This is a genomic window from Vibrio artabrorum, from assembly GCF_024347295.1.
GTDB classification, from domain to species: domain Bacteria; phylum Pseudomonadota; class Gammaproteobacteria; order Enterobacterales; family Vibrionaceae; genus Vibrio; species Vibrio artabrorum.
The window spans coordinates 2,792,860-2,813,120 of sequence record NZ_AP025458.1; the positions used below are offsets into that span (position 1 = coordinate 2,792,860).

General features: G+C 44.7%; 20 protein-coding genes. 13 read left to right on the top strand and 7 right to left on the bottom strand.

Going from position 1 to position 20,261, the window contains the following annotated elements:
* Positions 1 to 72 precede the first annotated feature (72 nt).
* Positions 73 to 990: a 1,4-dihydroxy-2-naphthoate polyprenyltransferase gene (locus OCU36_RS12680; protein WP_261838285.1), complete on the top strand. Its 918-nt coding sequence runs from the start codon at positions 73 to 75 to the stop codon at positions 988 to 990.
* Positions 991 to 1,063: 73 nt separating this feature from the next.
* Positions 1,064 to 1,579: a ribonuclease E activity regulator RraA gene (rraA, locus tag OCU36_RS12685; RefSeq protein WP_261838286.1), complete on the top strand. Its 516-nt coding sequence runs from the start codon at positions 1,064 to 1,066 to the stop codon at positions 1,577 to 1,579.
* A 92-nt stretch (positions 1,580 to 1,671) separates the two neighbouring features.
* Here rraA and zapB read toward each other — a convergent pair whose 3' ends face one another.
* Positions 1,672 to 1,914 carry a cell division protein ZapB gene (gene zapB, locus OCU36_RS12690; RefSeq protein WP_261838287.1) on the bottom strand — a complete coding sequence of 81 codons (243 nt, stop codon included), beginning with the start codon at positions 1,912 to 1,914 and terminating at the stop codon, positions 1,672 to 1,674.
* Between the two features lie 328 nt (positions 1,915 to 2,242).
* Here zapB and glpX point away from each other — a divergent pair, with 328 nt between their 5' ends.
* From glpX to OCU36_RS12705, 3 genes are all read left to right on the top strand, one after another.
* Positions 2,243 to 3,250, top strand: coding sequence for a class II fructose-bisphosphatase (glpX, locus tag OCU36_RS12695; RefSeq protein WP_261838288.1), 1,008 nt, complete (start codon positions 2,243 to 2,245; stop codon positions 3,248 to 3,250).
* 179 nt (positions 3,251 to 3,429) lie between these two features.
* Positions 3,430 to 4,050 (top strand): helix-turn-helix transcriptional regulator, encoded by a 621-nt coding sequence (locus tag OCU36_RS12700; protein WP_261838289.1) that lies wholly within the window; start codon positions 3,430 to 3,432, stop codon positions 4,048 to 4,050.
* Positions 4,051 to 4,165: 115 nt separating this feature from the next.
* Complete coding sequence (locus tag OCU36_RS12705; RefSeq protein WP_261839739.1) at positions 4,166 to 4,513, top strand: DUF3135 domain-containing protein; 348 nt, start codon at positions 4,166 to 4,168, stop codon at positions 4,511 to 4,513.
* A gap of 82 nt (positions 4,514 to 4,595) precedes the next feature.
* On the opposite strand, the gene OCU36_RS12710 is transcribed toward OCU36_RS12705, so the two are convergent.
* Positions 4,596 to 5,018, bottom strand: coding sequence for a DUF805 domain-containing protein (locus OCU36_RS12710; protein WP_261838290.1), 423 nt, complete (start codon positions 5,016 to 5,018; stop codon positions 4,596 to 4,598).
* Positions 5,019 to 5,063: 45 nt separating this feature from the next.
* Positions 5,064 to 5,411, bottom strand: coding sequence for a 5-carboxymethyl-2-hydroxymuconate Delta-isomerase (locus tag OCU36_RS12715; RefSeq protein ID WP_261838291.1), 348 nt, complete (start codon positions 5,409 to 5,411; stop codon positions 5,064 to 5,066).
* A 249-nt stretch (positions 5,412 to 5,660) separates the two neighbouring features.
* Between OCU36_RS12715 and tpiA the strand changes: the two genes are divergently transcribed.
* Complete coding sequence (tpiA, locus tag OCU36_RS12720) at positions 5,661 to 6,431, top strand: triose-phosphate isomerase (RefSeq protein WP_146492416.1); 771 nt, start codon at positions 5,661 to 5,663, stop codon at positions 6,429 to 6,431.
* Between the two features lie 151 nt (positions 6,432 to 6,582).
* On the opposite strand, the gene pfkA is transcribed toward tpiA, so the two are convergent.
* From pfkA to OCU36_RS12735, 3 genes are all read right to left on the bottom strand, one after another.
* A complete protein-coding gene (pfkA, locus tag OCU36_RS12725) occupies positions 6,583 to 7,545 on the bottom strand; it encodes a 6-phosphofructokinase (RefSeq protein WP_261838292.1) in 963 nt (320 codons plus the stop codon).
* A gap of 312 nt (positions 7,546 to 7,857) precedes the next feature.
* Complete coding sequence (gene fieF, locus OCU36_RS12730) at positions 7,858 to 8,766, bottom strand: CDF family cation-efflux transporter FieF (protein ID WP_261838293.1); 909 nt, start codon at positions 8,764 to 8,766, stop codon at positions 7,858 to 7,860.
* Between the two features lie 161 nt (positions 8,767 to 8,927).
* A complete protein-coding gene (locus OCU36_RS12735) occupies positions 8,928 to 9,446 on the bottom strand; it encodes a CpxP family protein (RefSeq protein WP_261838294.1) in 519 nt (172 codons plus the stop codon).
* Between the two features lie 178 nt (positions 9,447 to 9,624).
* Between OCU36_RS12735 and OCU36_RS12740 the strand changes: the two genes are divergently transcribed.
* From OCU36_RS12740 to OCU36_RS12750, 3 genes are all read left to right on the top strand, one after another.
* Positions 9,625 to 10,314, top strand: coding sequence for a response regulator (locus OCU36_RS12740; protein ID WP_261838295.1), 690 nt, complete (start codon positions 9,625 to 9,627; stop codon positions 10,312 to 10,314).
* The gene (cpxA, locus tag OCU36_RS12745; protein WP_261838296.1) at positions 10,314 to 11,693 is read left to right on the top strand and encodes an envelope stress sensor histidine kinase CpxA; all 1,380 of its coding nucleotides are present in this window, start codon (positions 10,314 to 10,316) and stop codon (positions 11,691 to 11,693) included. Before OCU36_RS12740 ends, cpxA begins: the two co-directional genes overlap by 1 nt.
* 170 nt (positions 11,694 to 11,863) lie before the next feature.
* A complete protein-coding gene (locus OCU36_RS12750) occupies positions 11,864 to 12,343 on the top strand; it encodes a tRNA (cytidine(34)-2'-O)-methyltransferase (RefSeq protein WP_261838297.1) in 480 nt (159 codons plus the stop codon).
* Between the two features lie 165 nt (positions 12,344 to 12,508).
* On the opposite strand, the gene OCU36_RS12755 is transcribed toward OCU36_RS12750, so the two are convergent.
* Positions 12,509 to 13,033, bottom strand: coding sequence for an FxsA family protein (locus OCU36_RS12755; RefSeq protein WP_261838298.1), 525 nt, complete (start codon positions 13,031 to 13,033; stop codon positions 12,509 to 12,511).
* A 284-nt stretch (positions 13,034 to 13,317) separates the two neighbouring features.
* Here OCU36_RS12755 and aspA point away from each other — a divergent pair, with 284 nt between their 5' ends.
* The 4 genes from aspA (at position 13,318) to arcA (ending at position 20,225) form a co-directional block, all read left to right on the top strand.
* A complete protein-coding gene (gene aspA / locus OCU36_RS12760; protein WP_261838299.1) occupies positions 13,318 to 14,769 on the top strand; it encodes an aspartate ammonia-lyase in 1,452 nt (483 codons plus the stop codon).
* Between the two features lie 179 nt (positions 14,770 to 14,948).
* Complete coding sequence (locus tag OCU36_RS12765; protein ID WP_261838300.1) at positions 14,949 to 16,256, top strand: anaerobic C4-dicarboxylate transporter; 1,308 nt, start codon at positions 14,949 to 14,951, stop codon at positions 16,254 to 16,256.
* A 499-nt stretch (positions 16,257 to 16,755) separates the two neighbouring features.
* The gene (locus tag OCU36_RS12770) at positions 16,756 to 18,204 is read left to right on the top strand and encodes a YfcC family protein (protein WP_261838301.1); all 1,449 of its coding nucleotides are present in this window, start codon (positions 16,756 to 16,758) and stop codon (positions 18,202 to 18,204) included.
* A 797-nt stretch (positions 18,205 to 19,001) separates the two neighbouring features.
* Positions 19,002 to 20,225 (top strand): arginine deiminase, encoded by a 1,224-nt coding sequence (gene arcA, locus OCU36_RS12775; protein WP_261838302.1) that lies wholly within the window; start codon positions 19,002 to 19,004, stop codon positions 20,223 to 20,225.
* Positions 20,226 to 20,261: the final 36 nt, after the last annotated feature.

Consider the following 20,261-nt stretch of genomic DNA (forward strand, 5'->3'; position numbering starts at 1 on the left):
TTATTACTCGAAAAATGGGCGTATACTCCAATCACAGCATGAAATGAATACTTACAAAGAAATTGACCTAAGATGAAACAATCTCTACTGATTTGGCTTGATGCCGCACGACCGAAAACACTGCCTCTCGCACTTGTCTCTATTCTTACAGGAAGTAGTTTAGCGTTCGCCAGCGATCAGTTTTCTTTATCAATAGCACTACTGGCCTTGTTAACCGCGACGCTATTACAGATATTATCGAACCTAGCCAATGATTATGGTGATGCGGTTAAGGGGACAGACAACGACAAGCGCCTTGGGCCGACACGTGCGATGCAATCTGGCGTGGTGACCGCAAAAACCATGAAGCAAGCAATCGTGATCAACATCGCCTTGACCATAATTGTAGGCCTAATCCTGATTTTCTATGCGTTAAACTCCATTGAAAGTATCTTATCTTTCATCGCATTAGGCGTATTAGCGATCGTTGCCGCTATCGCTTACACCGTCGGCAATAGGCCTTATGGGTATATTGGACTTGGCGATCTATCTGTCTTTATTTTCTTTGGCTTATTAGGGGTTTCCGGCACGTATTTTTTATATACAGGCCATGTTGAACCCAGTCTGTTTTTACCCGCGCTCGGTTGTGGATTGATGGCCGTTGCAGTGCTCAATATCAACAACATGCGTGACATCGAAAACGACAGCGAGTGTGGTAAGCGTACGATGGCAGTTCGATTAGGCCAGCGCAAAGCCAAACACTACCATTTCGCACTGCTTGGTTTTGCCCTTGTGTCTTTTGCTCTTTACCTACTGATTCAAGAAAAACCGATCTGGATTAGCCTACCGTTTTTACTCAGTGCGGTTATTGTCTACAAGCATGGTAAGGCTGTTTGGAAAACAGAGGAACCCGCACAGATCGCGCCAATGATGCCTGCTATTGTCAAATGCTCACTGGCCACTAACCTATTGTTTGCAGGGGTTGTTGTAGCTCAAACTCTATTGAGTTAGTGGCGACTAATCATTGCAAAGGGATCCAACGCCGATATACTCAAAGTAAGCTCATTGTTCAAAAGGTACGCTAATGGAATACAACACTTCAGCACTGTGCGACATCTATTTAGATCAAGTCGATGTCGTGGAGCCAATGTTCAGCAACTTCGGTGGACGAGCATCTTTCGCCGGGCAGATAACGACATTAAAGTGTTTTGAAGATAACGCTTTGATTCGCTCCGTATTAGAACAAGATGGCTTGGGACGAGTGCTGTTAATTGATGGCGGCGGCTCATTACGTAAAGCGCTGATCGATGCTGAGATTGCCCTACTTGCCGAAGACAATGAGTGGGAAGGTATTGTGGTTTACGGCTGCGTTCGTGAAGTCGATGAGCTTGAAGACATGAACCTAGGTATCCAAGCCTTGGCTTCTATCCCTGTCGGTGCTGGACAAGAAAATATTGGCGAGGTTGACGTACCAGTCAACTTTGGCAGCGTAACCTTCTTACCTGAAGATTACCTCTACGCCGACAACACCGGCATCATTCTTTCGGCAGAGCCTTTAGATGTAGAACTTGATCTGGATGTTGAAGAAGAGATCGAGTAACTCACTCAATCAATCAATCACCAAGGACAAGAACACAAACAAAAACGCCCGCTACTCAGTAGCGGGCGTTTTTGTTAAATCCGAAGAGCCAATTACTCTACGTCATCCATTTTACCAAGAAGGTTACGGATACGATCTTGCCATGCCGAGTGCTCTTCCTGCATTTGCTGAGTTTTTTGCTCTAGCTCGTAACGGCTTGCTTTAAGCTCACCGGCTTCTGTTGCTAGTGCTTGTTTCTCTTCTTTAAGCTCTTCGACTTCCATTTGAAGAAGTGCAATAGTATCTACTGCTGTTTGAATTTTTGCTTCTAGCTGCTCTAGTACTTCAAAAGACATTCTGGCCTACCTTTAAGTTATCCGTTTGATGGTGGAAGTTCACTCCACTTATTCCCCATTCTACTCAGCAGCGCAAGGATAAACACTTAATATATTCGATATTTTGCACTATTCGATGAAAAAAACAGCGTATTTTACCGAATATTGACGTGGGCTATCACCGACACAACGACAGGCTGAGTATTTTGAAGCTAATTCACGGTTTTCCAATACAAATTGATCAAGAGCAATCCTCAAAAAACAAAAAGGCAAACGTTTACTTTTGGATATGGTAAAATTCGCCGCGAGATTTCTATCCCCCCCTCTTTTTTTTAATTTTGGAGCCCGCATGAAACGCGATTTAGCAATGTCATTCTCTCGTGTCACAGAAGGTGCCGCATTAGCTGGTTATAAGTGGCTTGGCCGTGGTGATAAAAACGCTGCCGATGGCGCTGCTGTAGAAGTCATGCGTAGCCTACTTAACAAAACCGAAATCAGCGGTGAGATTGTTATTGGCGAAGGTGAAATCGATGACGCCCCTATGCTGTACATCGGCGAGAATGTCGGTATTGGTGGTGATGCAGTCGATATCGCCGTTGACCCAATTGAAGGAACACGCATGACAGCAATGGGCCAATCGAATGCATTGGCTGTATTAGCGGCTGGTGAAAAAGGTAGCTTCCTTAAAGCGCCTGACATGTACATGGAAAAACTGGTGGTTGGCCCTGGCGCAAAAGGGGCGATTGACCTAGAACTGCCACTCACAAAAAACCTAGAAAACATCGCCAAAGCTTTGGGGAAAACACTTGATACACTGGTTGTAACAACACTTGCTAAGCCACGTCATGCTCAAGTGATTGCTGACATGCAAGCGATGGGCGTACGTGTATTCGCAGTGCCAGACGGTGATGTTGCCGCTTCAATCCTAACCTGCATGCCAGACAGCGAAGTGGATGTCATGTACTGCATCGGCGGCGCACCTGAAGGGGTAGTTTCTGCGGCTGTGATTCGCGCACTCGACGGCGACATGCACGCCCGCCTTCTTCCTCGCCATGAAGTAAAAGGCGATACAGAAGATAACCGTAAACACGGTGAGCTTGAACTCGAGCGTTGTGCTGAAATGGGCGTAACGGCGGGTATTGTGTTGAAGATGGAAGACATGGCTCGTAGCGATAACGTTGTATTCTCGGCAACAGGCATCACCAAAGGTGACTTGCTAGAAGGCATTACTCGTCAAGGCAATATTGCAACGACTGAAACGCTACTTATCCGTGGTCGCTGTCGTACCATTCGTCGCATCAAGTCTATCCACTACCTAGAGCGTAAAGATCCTGAAGTTGTAGGCCACATCCTGTAAACCTATACTAGATTCAACAGAATACGCAAAGGCTGATACTTGGTATCAGCCTTTTGTTTTATGACCCTAAAAGCATCGCACCATTCACTGTCGATGCCGTAAGCGGAGTTAACATAGTAAATAGTTTGCTTTATAAACACCTTACCCCATAATAGTAAGGTTCATAAGGTAGGGATAATATGAAAACAAGCGACAAAATCTTACAAACCATTAAACGTAAAGGCGCGGTAACCGCAAAGCAACTGTCAGAAGAATTTGGCATAACTACAATGGGAGCTAGGCAGCACCTACAAAGTTTGGAAGATGACGGTATTCTTGCGTTTCATGACGTCAAAGTAAAAGTAGGTCGCCCAACTCGCCATTGGTCACTGACTCAGCAAGGTAATAGCCTGTTTTCAGACCGACATGGCGTCCTCACCATTCAAGTGATTGATGCTGTAGAAAGCCTATTCGGTAAAGAAGGCTTGGCTAAAGTGACCGCTGAGCGTGAACAACATACGTTCAAGCAGTATCAAACCGCCCTATCTGGCTGTAATAATCTGTACAGTAAGCTTGAAAAACTCACTCAGCTTCGCGAAGAAGAAGGTTACATGGCAGAGCTTCAAGCACATGACGATCATTACATCTTGATTGAAAACCACTGCCCTATCTGTAAAGCGGCAACTCGTTGTCCTAGCTTATGCCAGTCAGAACTCAATGTTTTTCAAAAATTGCTCGTAGGCGAGTGTCATGTAAGTCGCACTGAACATATTATTGCTGGAGAGAGACGCTGTACCTATACTTTAACGCCAGTCCTCTAACCGTACATTATTCAACGTGTCTCAAAATTAAGAAAACGCAAAGCGTTCAACATTCACACCACTTTCTCTCTTAAGCTTAAACAATACAACACAGATTTAAGCGAAGGGAAGAATGATGCGACCTCCCCACCCAGATCAAAAACTGCCTCCTTTTGATGAACTCGTCCAACTCGCAAAAAGCAACCCGACTGCGTTCAATCAATTCAAACACAAGATGTGTGAACAAATGATTTGCTCAGCATCAGAGACCATGCAAGACAGGCTTCGCGCTCAACAAAGTCATATCGATTTAGTGGTTAGCCGTTGTAAAAACCCACACCACACCAATGTCGTGCTCATGCAAGAGTTGCGCTGTCAGGTCTGTAAATTCCAAGCGGCTCTCAAAGGTCATTGCGGTTTTAAAGAACCTGAACCTAAAAATGTGGTGCCTTTTAAGCCGAATACCGAACCCAAAATGTACTAAAAGTCGAAATAAGTTAAAAACAAAAACGCCTTAAAAGAAAAGGGAGACAATGCTCCCTTTTCACTTATCTACCATTCCGCTTTTAAACGGGAGCCTCACCGTAATTATTGCGGCCCTCTGTGCCTTTCAACAAGCCACACTCAATCAAAATCCATAAGCCACACACGAGTGCCGCAACCGTCGCTACCATATTCATTGGCGATACCGAGTCGGTTGTGGTCGCAGCCATTGGCGAAGCTAAACGACCCAGTACTAGAGGCACATTCAACAGCAACCAGTAGTTTGACTTATTGCGATCATGCCAACGCTTAGCGGTCACGGCAAGGTCTGGGACCGCAAGCAAGATTAAGAAGGTTGGTAGTAGGATATAAGAATAAGCTGGGAACAAAACAGAAATACCGGAAGCAAAGCCAGTGATCGCTATGTAATAGAAAATATTCCAAATCCAATAAGTCTTACGACCAATTCTCCCTCTGAAAGAGAGCAGTAAATCTTTCATCGACATCTTAAATACTCAAATTTGTACGCCGCTAAAAGTCAGCAGCAATGGTTAGTTGATTACTTTTTGAAAGCACGCTTTGTCCATATCACGAATGTTCACCGTTAAACTTCTCACATGGCTAGCTTGCTCTTGTAAGGTTATCATCAATGCACGTGACAATTCTCGCTTTTGCTCTTCCGTTCGTCCCGAAAGTAGCTCAAAGCTGATATGAATAAAGTCTACACTATCTTCCTCCTCACCGACCAACCAATTATGACAACGCAATGAACGCGACTTAATCGATGGGATATCAAACAAGCCACAAGTGAGTGCAACTTGATGGAGGTCTTCCAGTAAACCTTGAATATTCACTCGCTCATCCACTGAGTTGGAGTACTCCAGAACTAAATTCGGCATGGTTACTTCCTGTTATTAATGCAATCGTTTGTCCCTTAATAGCAACTAACGATGAAAAATCCGAGAAGTTCGCTATTATTCTGTCTGTCGGATCACTGATATATGCTCAAAATCTACTCTGACCAATGAGTAAGATCCAAGAAAGTCATGACCACAGTCATGATCTGTTGGTATTAATCTGTTATATTATTTCGTAATAAAGTTTACTTTTTTACATTCGATTTATTTAAATACTTTGGAGATATCCTTATGCGTCATCCTGTAGTTATGGGTAACTGGAAACTAAACGGCAGCAAAGAAATGGTTGTTGAACTACTAAACGGTCTTAACGCTGAACTTGAAGGCGTAACAGGCGTAGACGTAGCAGTTGCTCCACCAGCACTTTTTGTTGATCTTGCGGAACGCACACTGACTGAAGCGGGCAGCGCGATCATTCTAGGTGCTCAAAACTCTGACCTAAACAACAGCGGTGCTTTCACTGGCGACATGTCTCCAGCTATGCTTAAAGAGTTCGGCGCTTCTCACATCATCATCGGTCACTCTGAGCGTCGTGAATACCACAACGAATCAGACGAGTTCGTCGCTAAGAAATTCGCTTTCCTAAAAGAAAACGGTCTTACTCCTGTTCTTTGTATCGGTGAATCTGAAGCTCAAAACGAAGCAGGCGAAACGGTTGCAGTATGTGCTCGTCAACTTGACGCAGTTATCAACACTCAAGGTGTTGAAGCTCTTGAAGGCGCTATCATCGCTTATGAACCAATCTGGGCTATCGGTACTGGTAAAGCAGCGACAGCTGAAGATGCACAACGCATCCACGCTCAAATCCGTGCACACATCGCAGAGAAATCTGAAGAAGTTGCTAAGAAAGTTGTTATCCAATACGGCGGTTCTGTTAAGCCAGAAAACGCAGCAGCTTACTTCGCACAACCAGACATCGACGGTGCTCTAGTTGGCGGCGCAGCTCTAGACGCGAAAAGCTTCGCAGCTATCGCTAAAGCAGCGGCTGAAGCAAAAGCTTAATGTAAACGTCACCGTTTAGATTAGATGAAAGGTCAACTTAGGTTGGCCTTTTTTATTACCTGTCATTCCTGAAACCTCAGACGACAGGCACAAAAAAACCGCTGAACAATCAGCGGTTTTTAAATACTTTTAAGCAAATGCTAAGCGTGGCTTAGAACAACTCTTCTGCAACGCGGAACAGCTCAGAACGGTCTGGGTTCTGCATGTTCTCGATACAATCGATGATGTCGTGGTGAACCAGTTCTTCTTTCTCGATACCAACACAACGACCACCGTGACCTTCTTGAAGAAGGTGAACAGCGTAGTTACCCATGCGAGAAGCCAGTACACGGTCAAATGCAGTAGGACGACCACCACGTTGGATGTGACCAAGAACCGTTGCACGCGTTTCACGACCCGTTGCAGATTCGATCTCTTTAGCCAGTTCGTTAGCATCCATCATTAGCTCAGTTAGAGCAATGATTGCGTGCTTCTTACCTTTCGCAATACCATCTTGGATATTGTTGATAAGCTGTTCTTTATCTAGGCCAGTCTCTGGAGTAATGATGTACTCACAACCACCCGCGATTGCTGACATAAGCGTAAGGTCACCACAGTGACGACCCATGATTTCAACAATCGAAATACGTTGGTGAGAAGAAGACGTGTCACGTAGACGGTCGATTGAATCAATAACAGTATTAAGCGCTGTTAGGTAACCGATTGTGTAGTCAGTGCCCGCGATATCGTTATCGATTGTGCCTGGAAGACCGATACATGGGTAACCCATCTCAGTCAGCTTCTTAGCCCCCATGTAAGAACCGTCACCACCGATAACAACCAGTGCTTCGATACCGTGCTTCTTAAGGTTCTCGATGCCTTTCTCACGAACGGCAACATCTTTGAACTCAGGGAAACGTGCCGAACCTAAGAAAGTACCGCCACGGTTGATCACGTCAGATACGCTTGAACGGTCAAGCTTTTCGATACGATCTTCAACAAGGCCTTGGTAGCCATCGTAAATGCCGTAAACTTCAATGCCAACGGATAGTGCTGTACGAACTACACCGCGAACTGCTGCGTTCATGCCTGGAGCGTCACCACCACTGGTCAAAACACCGATCTTCTTAATCATGCTCACCCTCGATTTTTGGGAATCTATTATTCAATTCTTATTATTGCTGATTGTATATCAACAAGATTTTAAATCTATATTTGTGCGTTATGTTACATTTCCTCAACAGGAATAGCACTCAAATCGCGTAAAATTATGTAACATTTCTACTTCTGTAAGAGTATTACAGTTTTACTCAATAACTTTGTTGATTCATATCAGAATCAACATTAATTGTTATATGGTGTTTTTCTCACCAACGAATGGGGTTTCGTTACTCACTCTAGTTGAAAAGCACCCGACTTGCCATTTACGAACACCTTTTGAAAATCATTACCATGAATGCAATTTCTGCTGTTTCTCTGGTCCAAATACAACCGAATACGGATCTTGATGAATTAATACATCAGCATCCGGAAAAACTGAAATAAGCTTAGCTTCTACTTCGTCAGAAATACGGTGTGCTTCAATCAAAGGGATATGGTCCTCAAGCTCTAGATGCAATTGAATGAATCGAATCGGCCCCGAACGGCGCGTCCGTAATTGATGGACACCCAACACGCCTTCCACCCTCAACGCCGTCTCCTTGATCTGTTTAAGCTCTTCATCAGGTAGTTTTCTATCTAACAGTGATTGGATCGCTTCCATCGCCATTTGGTAAGCGCTGTAAAGAATGTAGATACCGATACCAATCGCAAACACCGAGTCCGCTTGACCAATGCCAAACCAGCTCAGTGCTAACGCAAGCATAATCGCCGCATTCATATAAAGGTCTGATTGATAATGAAGTGAGTCGGCTGCGATCGCTTGGCTGCCCGTTTTTTTCACGACATACTTTTGAAACCGAACCAGACCAAAAGTCATTACAATTGCGAAGACGCTGACGTAGATACCAATTTCAGGAGAATTCAACTCGTGGGGTCTAAAGAAGCGTTCAATACCATTAAGAATAAGAAAACAAGCGGAGCCAGAAATAAACATGGCTTGTGCTAATGCGGCGAGAGACTCCGCCTTACCATGGCCAAAGGTATGTTCTTTATCGGCCGGCTGTAGAGAGTAACGAACGACCACAAGATTAACCACTGAAGCGGCAATATCCAACAATGAGTCAACCACAGAAGCGAGTAAGCTGACGGAACCGGTCACCCACCAAGCTGCAACCTTCACAACCAATAATATAGAGGCGATGATGGTGGCAGCCCAAGCGGCGAGCGTAACTAAACGTGCGTATTCTTGTTTCATAAACTGACTATAAAGTGACTGATATTACGAAGTATAACTTGCAAATACCCAATTGAATATGACGGCCATGATGTAATACATTCATTTTTCAGGATCAAAAAAAGCAGCACACGGCCGCTTATTTTTGAGACTGTCATTCAGTCAGTTTTGTATCGCATGAATTATTTCTTTTTGTTCATGCGCTTTTCCATTTTATCAGTACACTGAGTCATGCGTTCTTGTTGGATTTCTTTCAGTTGCGTTTTTTGCTCAGCGGTTAGTACGCTCATCATTTGATGTTGCTTCTTAAGCATGGCGACGCGACGCTCAGTTTGCTTTTTAACCATTTGGCTTGCAAGGTCGTTTGCTGCAGCCTCATCAAAGTTGTCGGCCAAAACCAATGCTTGAACTTTTTCATGGTGAGCTTTCATTTGCGCCATTTTTCCAGCTCTGTTTTCACCGCGCTGTGCTTTCATCTCGGCACGATTAGCCTCACGCATCTCTTTTAACTGGTCTTTTTGAGCATCAGTCAAGTCTAGTTGGCGCATCATTTTCTTATCGAAATCACCACACTTACTGTGCATACCATGCATACCTTTATGGTCACCTTTATCGCCACCGCCGTATGCATACGCACTTGCTGTGCCTAACATCAGTGGAAGTGCCGCAGCGACTAGTACAAGTTTCTTCGTCATTTTCATAATCTTTGCCTCAATTCAGTATAATCATTCATGTGTTGCGTTTTTCTCAGCGCGTAGATATAGATTAGTCTTTCTCTCGTAAAGTGACGTTTAGAAAGCGTAAAGAATCGTAAAGAGTACAAGCTGACGAATAATTAGCAGTATTATTAACACGTAAATAACCGATTAAGGCTTCCCTATGGCAAACATTCTTCTGATTGATGACGACACAGAATTAACCAGCTTACTTAACGATATTCTGAGCTTTGAGGGCTTCACTGTTTTTGAAGCTAATGACGGCTATGCCGGACTCGAAGCCATTAATAATAAGATTGATCTGATTCTGTTGGATGTGATGATGCCGCGCCTCAATGGCATGGAGACACTAAAGAAACTGAGAGAAAACTGGGAAACGCCAGTGCTGATGCTGACCGCAAAAGGCGAAGAGATCGACCGTGTCATAGGGCTTGAGTTAGGTGCAGATGATTACTTACCAAAACCGTTCAGCGACCGTGAACTGCTCGCGCGCATTCGAGCTATCTTGCGCAGAACGCAGAACAACGCGACACCTAAATCGAACAACGACACCATCCAATACCAAGACATCGAGGTCTTTCCGGGGAAACAAGAGGCTTACTGTAACGGTCAAATCATTGATCTCACCACGACTGAATTTGCCTTGCTGAGCCACCTAATCCAAAACCCGGGGCAAGTGATCACGAAAGAGGTATTAAGCTTAGATGTGTTAGGTAAACGACTGGCGGCATTTGACCGCGCGATTGATATGCATATCTCTAATCTGAGAAAAAAAATTCCAGCACGAAGTGACGGTAAATCTCGTATCAAAACCTTACGTGGCCGCGGCTATTTATTGGTGGAGGAGGATTAATGCGTATCCCCAAAATCACCAGCTTATATGGACGTATCTTTGCCATCTTTTGGTTCACCATGTTACTGGTGCTTATATCGGTACTGTCATTGCCACATTTAGACCCAAGAGTCGCTCGCAGTGTCCCTACCGATCATCTCAATAAATTAGAACGCATCGCTAAGGGTGCAGAAAATCGCTACGCAAGGGAGCCAAACTTGGGCAAGATTATCTTCCAGCTCGAAATGCATCAGAACCACAAAGACTCTCGCCCACGTATCTACTTAACGGACCGAGAAGGTAATGTTCTGACCTCGAAAAGACAGTCTGACTACAAGCAAAAAGCGATTCGTAACTTTGTTACCTTGATAGATAATCCAGAGGAACCAAAACAAAAGCTGTACGGACACTACATGATCGCGGGGCCTGTTCCAATCACACTCGCCGGTGAAGAGCTACTAATGTATGCTGGAATAAAGTGGAATCAGCCCCCACCGTTTTTACTGAGGCTGTTTGATAAACCGTTACAACTATTACTTGCCGTGATGCTGGCGAGCACCCCACTATTACTTTGGTTAGCTTGGGCACTAAGCCAACCCGCACGACGGTTAGAACTCGCAGCACAACGCGTTGCGAAAGGTCAGTTTGAAGTCGATCCTCTACTGGAAAAAGGCACTTCAGAGTTCAGACAAGCCGGTGAGAGTTTTAACCAAATGGTCGAAGCCGTGAATCAGATGATGTCAGGGCAGCAACGTTTACTGTCTGATATATCCCATGAATTACGCTCTCCATTAACTCGACTACGCATGGCCAATGCACTAGCAATACGTAAGCAAGGCGACAGTCAAGAACTCGAACGTATCGATACTGAAGCACAACGTTTAGAGCAGATGATCAGTGAGCTTTTAACTTTATCTCGTATGCAAGTCGATAGTCATATCACTCGAGAAGTGCAACCCTTGTCGAGCTTATGGGAAGAGATCTTAAAAGACGCAGAGTTTGAAGCAGAACAAATGGGTAAGCAGCTAGTCTTCTCAGACATCCCAGATCGCTCTATTTCAGGCAACCCAAAGTTGTTAATGAGTGCGCTAGACAATATTACTCGCAATGCCATCTACTACGGTAAAGACCACGTGGATGTGCAATTCAGTGTTCAACAAGACCAGTTGACGATTTGTGTCAATGATAATGGGGATGGTGTGTCAGAGGATGAACTGGACTCTATCTTTAGACCTTTCTACCGTGTATCTACCGCTCGTGATCGTAACTCAGGCGGCACTGGGCTTGGCCTAACCATTACAGAAAGTGCGATTCGCCAACACAGCGGAACCATCGCGGCAAGCCATAGCCAGCTCGGTGGGTTACAGCTAAAGATCTGTCTACCGATCTTACCCGTGTAATAACCCGATATGACTTCCCAAAATAGAGAGTGTGGTCATTGTCCAAGTTAAGGCCAGTCATCAATGGTCAATGAAGACCTCATTCTCACTGAACCGCGAGGTGGTAAACTGTACTCACTCAGCTTGCCACCGTATACTCAGACTATCTTTGATTATTCTTGTGAAACAACATGTTTGATATCGCTCTATACGAACCAGAAATTGCGCCCAATACGGGTAACATCATCCGCCTATCGGCTAATTGTGGCGCGAACCTACACCTAATTGAGCCACTTGGTTTTGATTTTGAAGAGAAGAAAGTACGTCGTGCTGGTTTGGATTACCATGACCTTGCGCGAGTGCAACGCCACAAGAATCTAGACGCCTTCCTTGAGTACCTAGAGAATGAGCGTGAAGGTGACTTCCGCATCTTTGCTTGCACCACGAAAACGACAGGCCACCACGTTGATGCGACATTCCAGCCCGGCGATGTACTGATGTTTGGCCCTGAAACACGCGGCTTGCCTGCAGAGTTCATCGAAAGTATGCCAATGGAACAACGCATTCGTATTCCAATGATGCCAGATGCGCGTAGCCTAAATCTGTCTAACGCCGTTGCCATCATCGCGTTCGAAGCGTGGCGACAAATGGGCTTTGAAGGCGCGGTATAACCGAAAGCTCACTCGCTTCCATATCGGCACCCGCTGGCCATATCCAGCAAACGCAATAAATGGTCAGCAAACGCAATCAAAAAAGACGCTTCCCCTTATCACAATCTGGCGAAGGATAAAGGTAAGCGCCTTTTCTGTTTTTCTCTATATTAAAGAGAGATGCAATTAATTTAAGCGGTTGCGATCATTGTCGTCGTCTTTCTTCTCAAACTCACCCTCAAAGGTGTTGCCATTGTTTGATTGGTCAGATGGGTCGCGATTAAATGGGTCTTGTCCAAATGGACTTTGACCAAATCCACCTTGACCTCCGGTATGGAAGCCGCCAGACATATTTTTAACCACCATTTTTTCCATCATTTTCTTCGCGAGCATCGCTCTTGGTGCTGGTAGTAATACCAACATCCCCATAGCGTCCGTCATAAACCCCGGAGTCAGCAGCAATACACCGGCAACCGCAAGCATCACACCTTCAATAATCTGCTGCGCTGGCATTTCACCTTGTTGTAGTCGACCTTGCACAGACATTAGTGTCTGAATACCTTGGCTACGCACAAGCGACGCACCCACAAAAGCCGTCACCAATACTAACGCAATCGTTGGCCACAATCCTAAGAAGCCACCAACTTGAATAAATAGCCCAATCTCAATGATGGGTACGAAGATAAAGAGTAATAATAAGATAGGAAACACACGCCCTCCTTTGTTGCATCCAGTGTACGCTTAAAGCCCTCATAATCTCAAATTTATCCTGTAAATAGACGTATTTATTGACCCGGAATAAGTTTGTTAAATATTGACGAAACAAAAACCAAAAAGGTGATCAAGTTACTTTTTTTATACGCTAAGTACAGTATTATGTGCCACATAAGTCAGGACGGATTTATCAGCCCAATATTCTAGCGAACGGAGTATTTGCACACAGAATAGGCTAATAACTTACTAAATACTCAGAATAATTCTCTAAGGATCCTGTTATGGCTACTCTATCAGAAGCTCACATTGATGCTCCACAAGCCACTCGTCTCGAAGAAGATCTTTTAGGTCAACGTCATGTTCCCGCTGATGCTTATTACGGCATCCACACTCTACGCGCAGTTGAAAACTTCAATATCTCAAATGTAACGATTTCAGACGTGCCTGAATTCGTTCGCGGCATGGTGATGACTAAGAAAGCGGCGGCTTTAGCAAACAAAGAGTTAGGTGTCATTCCAAGCGACGTGGCTAAATACATCATCGAAGCTTGTGACCTCATTCTAGACACAGGTAAGTGCATGGATCAGTTCCCATCGGACGTATTCCAAGGTGGTGCAGGTACTTCTGTAAACATGAACGCGAACGAAGTTGTTGCGAACGTGGCACTTGAACTTATGGGCAAAGAAAAAGGCCAATACGAGTTCATCAACCCGAACGACCACGTAAACCGCAGCCAATCTACAAACTGTGCTTACCCAACGGGTTTCCGTATCTCGGTTTACAACAGTGTTCGTAAACTGATTGACTCTATCGAATATCTAAAAGGAGCATTCGAACTTAAGAGCCAAGAATTCAACACGATTTTGAAGATGGGTCGTACTCAACTTCAAGACGCAGTTCCAATGACGGTAGGCCAAGAGTTCCACGCTTGGGCGGTAACCATCAATGAAGAAATCAAAAACCTAGAATATACGTCAAAACTACTGCTTGAAGTAAACCTAGGCGCAACAGCTATCGGTACCGGTCTGAACGCAGCTCCGGGTTACCAAGGCCTAGCCGTTAAACACCTCGCAGAAGTAACCGGCCTAGAGTGTGTTGCAGCTGAAGATTTAATCGAAGCAACCTCTGACTGTGGCGCATACGTAATGACGCACGGTGCACTTAAACGTCTAGCGGTTAAACTGTCTAAAATCTGTAACGACTTACGCCTGCTTTCTTCTGGCCCACGCGCCGGCCTGAACGAGCTAAACCTACCGGAACTGCAAGCGGGTTCTTCAATCATGCCTGCTAAAGTAAACCCAGTAGTGCCAGAAGTCGTAAACCAAGTTTGCTTCAAAGTTCTAGGCAACGACAACACGGTTTCTTTCGCTGCAGAAGGCGGTCAACTGCAACTGAACGTAATGGAACCCGTTATTGCACAAAGCATGTTTGAGTCTCTAGACATCCTGACCAACGCTTGTGTGAACTTGCGCGACAAGTGTGTAGACGGCATTACGGTGAACAAAGAAGTATGTGAAGCACACGTATTTAACTCTATCGGAATCGTCACTTACCTCAATCCATACATTGGTCATCACGAAGGTGACATTGTTGGTAAGATCTGTGCAGAAACAGGTAAGAGTGTACGTGATGTGGTTCTAGAACGCGGTTTATTAACCGAAGAAGAGCTTGATGACATTTTCTCTGTTGAAAACTTGATGCACCCTCAATATAAAGCAAAACGCTACGAGTAAGTCTGTCGACAGGGCTCCAAACGGAGCCCTTTTTTAGACAACGACACAATTAACACCATTGTCCTTATGCGCTTCACTTAGCCGCCCTTTTGCTCCATTCAATCTGAACAATCGAACTATTATGTCAATATTCCATCGACGAATCTTCACATAATAAAATCTAAAATGAGGTATTACTTATGATTGCAGTAGAACTGTTTGTCGTCCTGCTCTTTATCTTTTTGGGGGCCAGAATTGGCGGTATCGGTATCGGTTTTGCCGGCGGTGCTGGCGTCATTGCCCTATCTCTTGTTTTGGGAGTTCCAACCAGCCAATCTTTCATTCCGGTTGATGTCATCTTGATCATCATGTCGGTCATTACTGCGATTGCGGCCATGCAAGTGGCTGGGGGTATGGATTGGTTAGTACAAATTGCGGAAAATTTTTTACGAAAACATCCTGAACGTATCACCTTTTATGCGCCAATGGTGACCTTTGTCATGACACTCATGGCAGGCACGGGTCACACCGCATTCTCAACACTTCCTGTCATCGCTGAAGTAGCAAAAGGCCAAGGCATTCGTCCTTCTCGTCCCCTTTCTATCGCAGTTGTTGCCTCTCAAATCGCTATCACAGCCTCACCGATTTCAGCCGCAGTTGTCGCTTTCGCAACGATGCTTGCCCCTTTTGGTGTCGATTACCTAACCCTGTTAATGATTTGCATCCCGACGACTTTCGTCGCTTGTATGGTTGGTGCGATTGTCGCGAACTACATGGGCAGTGAACTCAAAGACGATCCTATTTACCAAGAACGTCTAGAGAAAGGTTTGATCAAGCTTGCAACTGAAGAGAAGCGTGAAATTCTACCAACAGCGAAGAAGGCGACCTACATCTTCCTAGCAGCGATCGGTTTTGTTGTCTGCTACGCGGCGGCCATCTCGAATTCTGTTGGCTTGATTGAAAACCCTGCGCTCGGTCGCAACGAAGCGATCATGTCGGTGATGCTGGCAGCGGCAGCGGCAATCGTTCTATTCACTAAAATTGATGCCGCGAAGATTTCTTCGGCACCAACCTTCCGCTCGGGTATGACGGCGTGTGTATGCGTATTGGGTGTGGCTTGGCTTGGCTCTACGTTTGTCAACGCGCATGTGGCTGAAATCAAAGATGTTGCTGGTGCTCTGCTGGCTGACTACCCATGGATGCTCGCTCTCGTTCTGTTCTTCGCCTCTATGCTGCTTTACTCTCAAGGTGCAACAACCGTAGCACTGATGCCAGCCGCGCTAGCGATTGGCGTGGCCCCACTAACAGCAGTCGCTTCTTTTGCTGCGGTCAGTGCGCTGTTCGTATTACCAACCTACCCAACGTTGCTTGCTGCAGTAGAAATGGATGATACGGGATCAACACGCATTGGTAAGTACGTATTTAATCACCCATTCTTCATTCCAGGTGTGGCGACAATCAGTACGGCCGTTGCATTGGGCTTTGCATTCGGCGGCTTATTTATCTAATACTCATTACAACTTAAAACTCAAAAAGGAAGCTTCGGCTTCCTTTTTCATTTTGAGCAATGCGTTTATTTGATGCGCATCAAATAAACATTATAAAATTTAAAAACCTAACAAAAGTAATGTTTGAATAAAATTCCAAGATTATTCAAACAGACACTCCAAAAGGCCTAACAAACCAATCTCTCCACGCATTCAAACATCCCAACTCGAATATTAATCCAAGCTAACTAACCAAAAAACCTTGCCGTTTTTTTTCAATGTTCTCACCCATTTATGGACCGCTATTTTTGTGAACAGACCCAAACTTAAATAACATCATAAAGAATAAAATAGCTGCAGATAAATTAATACATCTTCATTCGGGTTACTAAATATAAAACAGCTTAAATTTAAATCTAACAACGTTAGGTTATTTATAAGTTTAACTATATTTACGATCTATAAATCATTATTCGCTAATTCACATCAATCCTATTTTAGATGATGTAAGGAGATAGCCATGACGACTCAGACGATACCAAGCGAGAAAAAAAAGGGCGGCTTCTTTGCCAACTTTAAATTCCCTTCTGCCTACACCATCTTATTCATTCTTATTGCACTCGTAGCCCTACTTACCTGGATTGTTCCAGCAGGCCAATACGACCGAACCATGAATGAAGAATTAGGCCGAGAAGTCCCGGTTACCGGAACCTATCAAGCGGTAGAAGGCAACCCTCAAGGTGTGATTGACGTACTGCTCGCACCGATTGACGGTTTCTACGACCACAATAGCTATGAAGCCGCAGCTATTGACGTCTCTCTGTTCATCTTGATCATTGGTGGCTTCTTAGGCCTCGTGACTAAAACCGGCGCCATTGATGCCGGTATTGAACGCGTCACCGCCCGACTCGAAGGGCGAGAGGAGTTGATGATACCGATTCTGATGGCACTGTTTGCTGCTGGCGGTACCGTCTACGGCATGGCGGAAGAATCACTGCCCTTCTATACATTGCTAGTGCCTGTAATGATGGCAGCACGTTTTGACCCTCTAGTAGCGGCTGCGACCGTGTTACTTGGTGCAGGGATTGGGGTGCTAGGCTCAACCATTAACCCATTTGCAACCGTTATTGCCGCCAACGCCTCTGGTATTCCATTTACTGACGGTATTGTTTTACGTATTGTCATGCTCATTATTGGTTGGGGCATCTGTGTCGCCTATGTTATGCGTTATGCAAGAATGGTCCAAGCAGACCCTTCTAAATCCATTGTGTATGACAAATACGAAGAGAATAAAGCCCACTTTCTTGGCAACACCGGCGGAGAAAAACTGGAATTCACCACAACGCGTAAGTTGATTCTCACTATCTTCGGTGGCTCTTTCGCCGTGATGATTTACGGTGTATCGGTTGCTGGATGGTGGATGGCTGAGATCTCAGCGATGTTCTTAGCTGCAACCATTATTGTCGGTATTGTGTCTCGAATGAGCGAGGAAGAGTTTACTTCTAGCTTTATTGATGGTGCGCGAGACCTACTGGGTGTTGCACTTATCATTGGTATCGCACGTGGTATTGTGGTCGTAATGGACCGCGGTATGATCACTGACACCATTCTCTTCTCTGCAGAACAAATGGTCACCGGACTTTCTTCCGTTATCTTTATTAACGTGATGTTCTTATTAGAGATTTTACTTTCATTCTTAGTGCCGTCAACGTCTGGTTTAGCCGTGCTCACCATGCCAATCATGGCACCACTGGCCGACTTTGCGGGTGTAGGTCGTGAACTTGTTATCACCGCTTACCAATCGGCATCTGGCTTGGTGAATTTGATTACTCCAACCTCTGCGGTCGTCATGGGTGGCTTGGCGATTGCTCGCGTGCCTTATGTACGATGGGTTAAATGGGTGATGCCATTAATCGGTATTTTAATGGTGTTCTGTATTATTGCCCTCAGTATTGGTGCGCTAATCTAAGCCAGCCCCATCTAATTTACCTTCTTACTCAAAGCCGCTGTCTCAGCGGCTTTTTTATTGCTATCAAATCCAACACCAATCACCGAAACAGTCTCACAGGCGTCACACACTTCATTTAAAGCCTCTCTACTCTCCACCTCAGTCGCATACATTGAAACGGTTCTAACACCTGCAGCAGAGAATAAATCAGCACTTAATCATCAACATTGATGTCCCCAAAATACCGACTATTCTTTGCCATTATATTTAGGGGGATATTTATTCACTTATTATCTCTAATTATATTTAGCACAAAAAAAACATAGGTAATAGACAGGAACTTTTATAGTTAAACAGCTTAAAACACTCATTTATAAAGTGTGATCACAATAACTTAATTAACATTTAAATTGTTAACGAATAATTAATTCAGCTTTGAAAATTAAATATATAAATACTAACATTGCATACTTCCACTCTAATCCAGACCTTATCAATAAGGTCATCTTGCATATAATCCCTAACAAATTACATTCTAGCGAGTTTAGCGAACAATACATGCATAATATTCCCCCTCATTTAACTATTTAGAGTCAGCACACAATAAACCAAAGTGAATAAAGTTTGTTAAAACCCTTATTCTTAAAGGGCTGCGGGATAAAAAACGATTTGTGATAGATCTCTAAGAATACCTGACCAACAGGCGTAATATTAATTCCAGACAAGAGATATGAATAAATAATTCATTATTCTCAACTGAAAATAAATAATTACTCTTAGCGATAAAAGTAATTCAAATATATAAGAGAGAGACGATCATGAGTAAGTTCTATGTTGGTTCTGAAATAGGTCAATTACGCCGCGTTCTAGTTCACCGCCCGAGACGTGCACTGACTCACCTAACACCCTCTAACTGTCACGATTTGCTATTTGATGACGTACTGGCTGTTGAGCGTGCAGGTCAAGAGCATGACGTATTTACTCAAACGTTACGTGATCAAGGTGTCGAAGTTCTTCTTCTTACTGACCTGCTCGCTGATACACTAGCAGTGCCAGAAGCGAAAGATTGGCTATTAAACTGCCAGGTATCTGATTACCGTTTGGGTAAAACCTTCGCCAATGATGTGCGCTGCTACCTAGGCGATCTGCCAAATTTGGAATTAGCCAAAATTCTAACCGGTGGCCTGTCTTACGCTGAAATGCCAATGACGTCTTCTTCGATGATGCAAGGCATGCACGCACCAACAGACTTCATTATCGAACCTCTACCAAATCACCTATTTACACGCGACACCTCTTGCTGGGTATACGGTGGTGTCTCTATCAACCCGATGGCGAAACCTGCTCGTCAACGTGAAACAAACCATGTTCGCGCAATTTACCGCTGGCACCCAACATTCGCCGGCCAAGACTTCATCAAATACTTTGGCGATGACGAAAACATCCACTACGACAACTCAACCATCGAAGGCGGTGACGTATTGGTTATCGGTCGCGGCACAGTACTTATCGGTATGTCTGAACGTACCACCGCACAAGGTGTTGAGCACTTAGCATCAGGCCTATTCAAACATGGCCAGGCGAAGCAGATCATTGCGATGGAGCTTCCGAAACACCGTTCTTGCATGCACCTAGATACCGTAATGACGCACATGAACGAAGACACCTTCTCTGTCTACCCAGAAGTGGTACGTAAAGATGTGAAGTGCTGGAGCCTAACTGGCGATGAGTCGGGCGCAGTTAACGTCAAAGAAGAAGGCTACTTCGTAACGGCTATCGAGAAAGCACTTGGCGTAGACAAGCTAAACCTTATCACAACCGGTGGTGACAACTTCCACGCAGAACGTGAGCAGTGGAATGACGCGAACAATGTTCTTACAGTGAAACCAGGCGTAGTTATCGGCTACGAAGGCAACACTTACACCAACGAGAAATACGACAAAGCAGGCATCACCGTTCTTCCTATTCCAGGAGATGAACTGGGCCGCGGTCGCGGTGGCGCACGCTGCATGAGCTGCCCAATTGAGCGTGATGGTATCTAATCACTAAGACGAAACGGTCAAGTTGAACGATCTTAA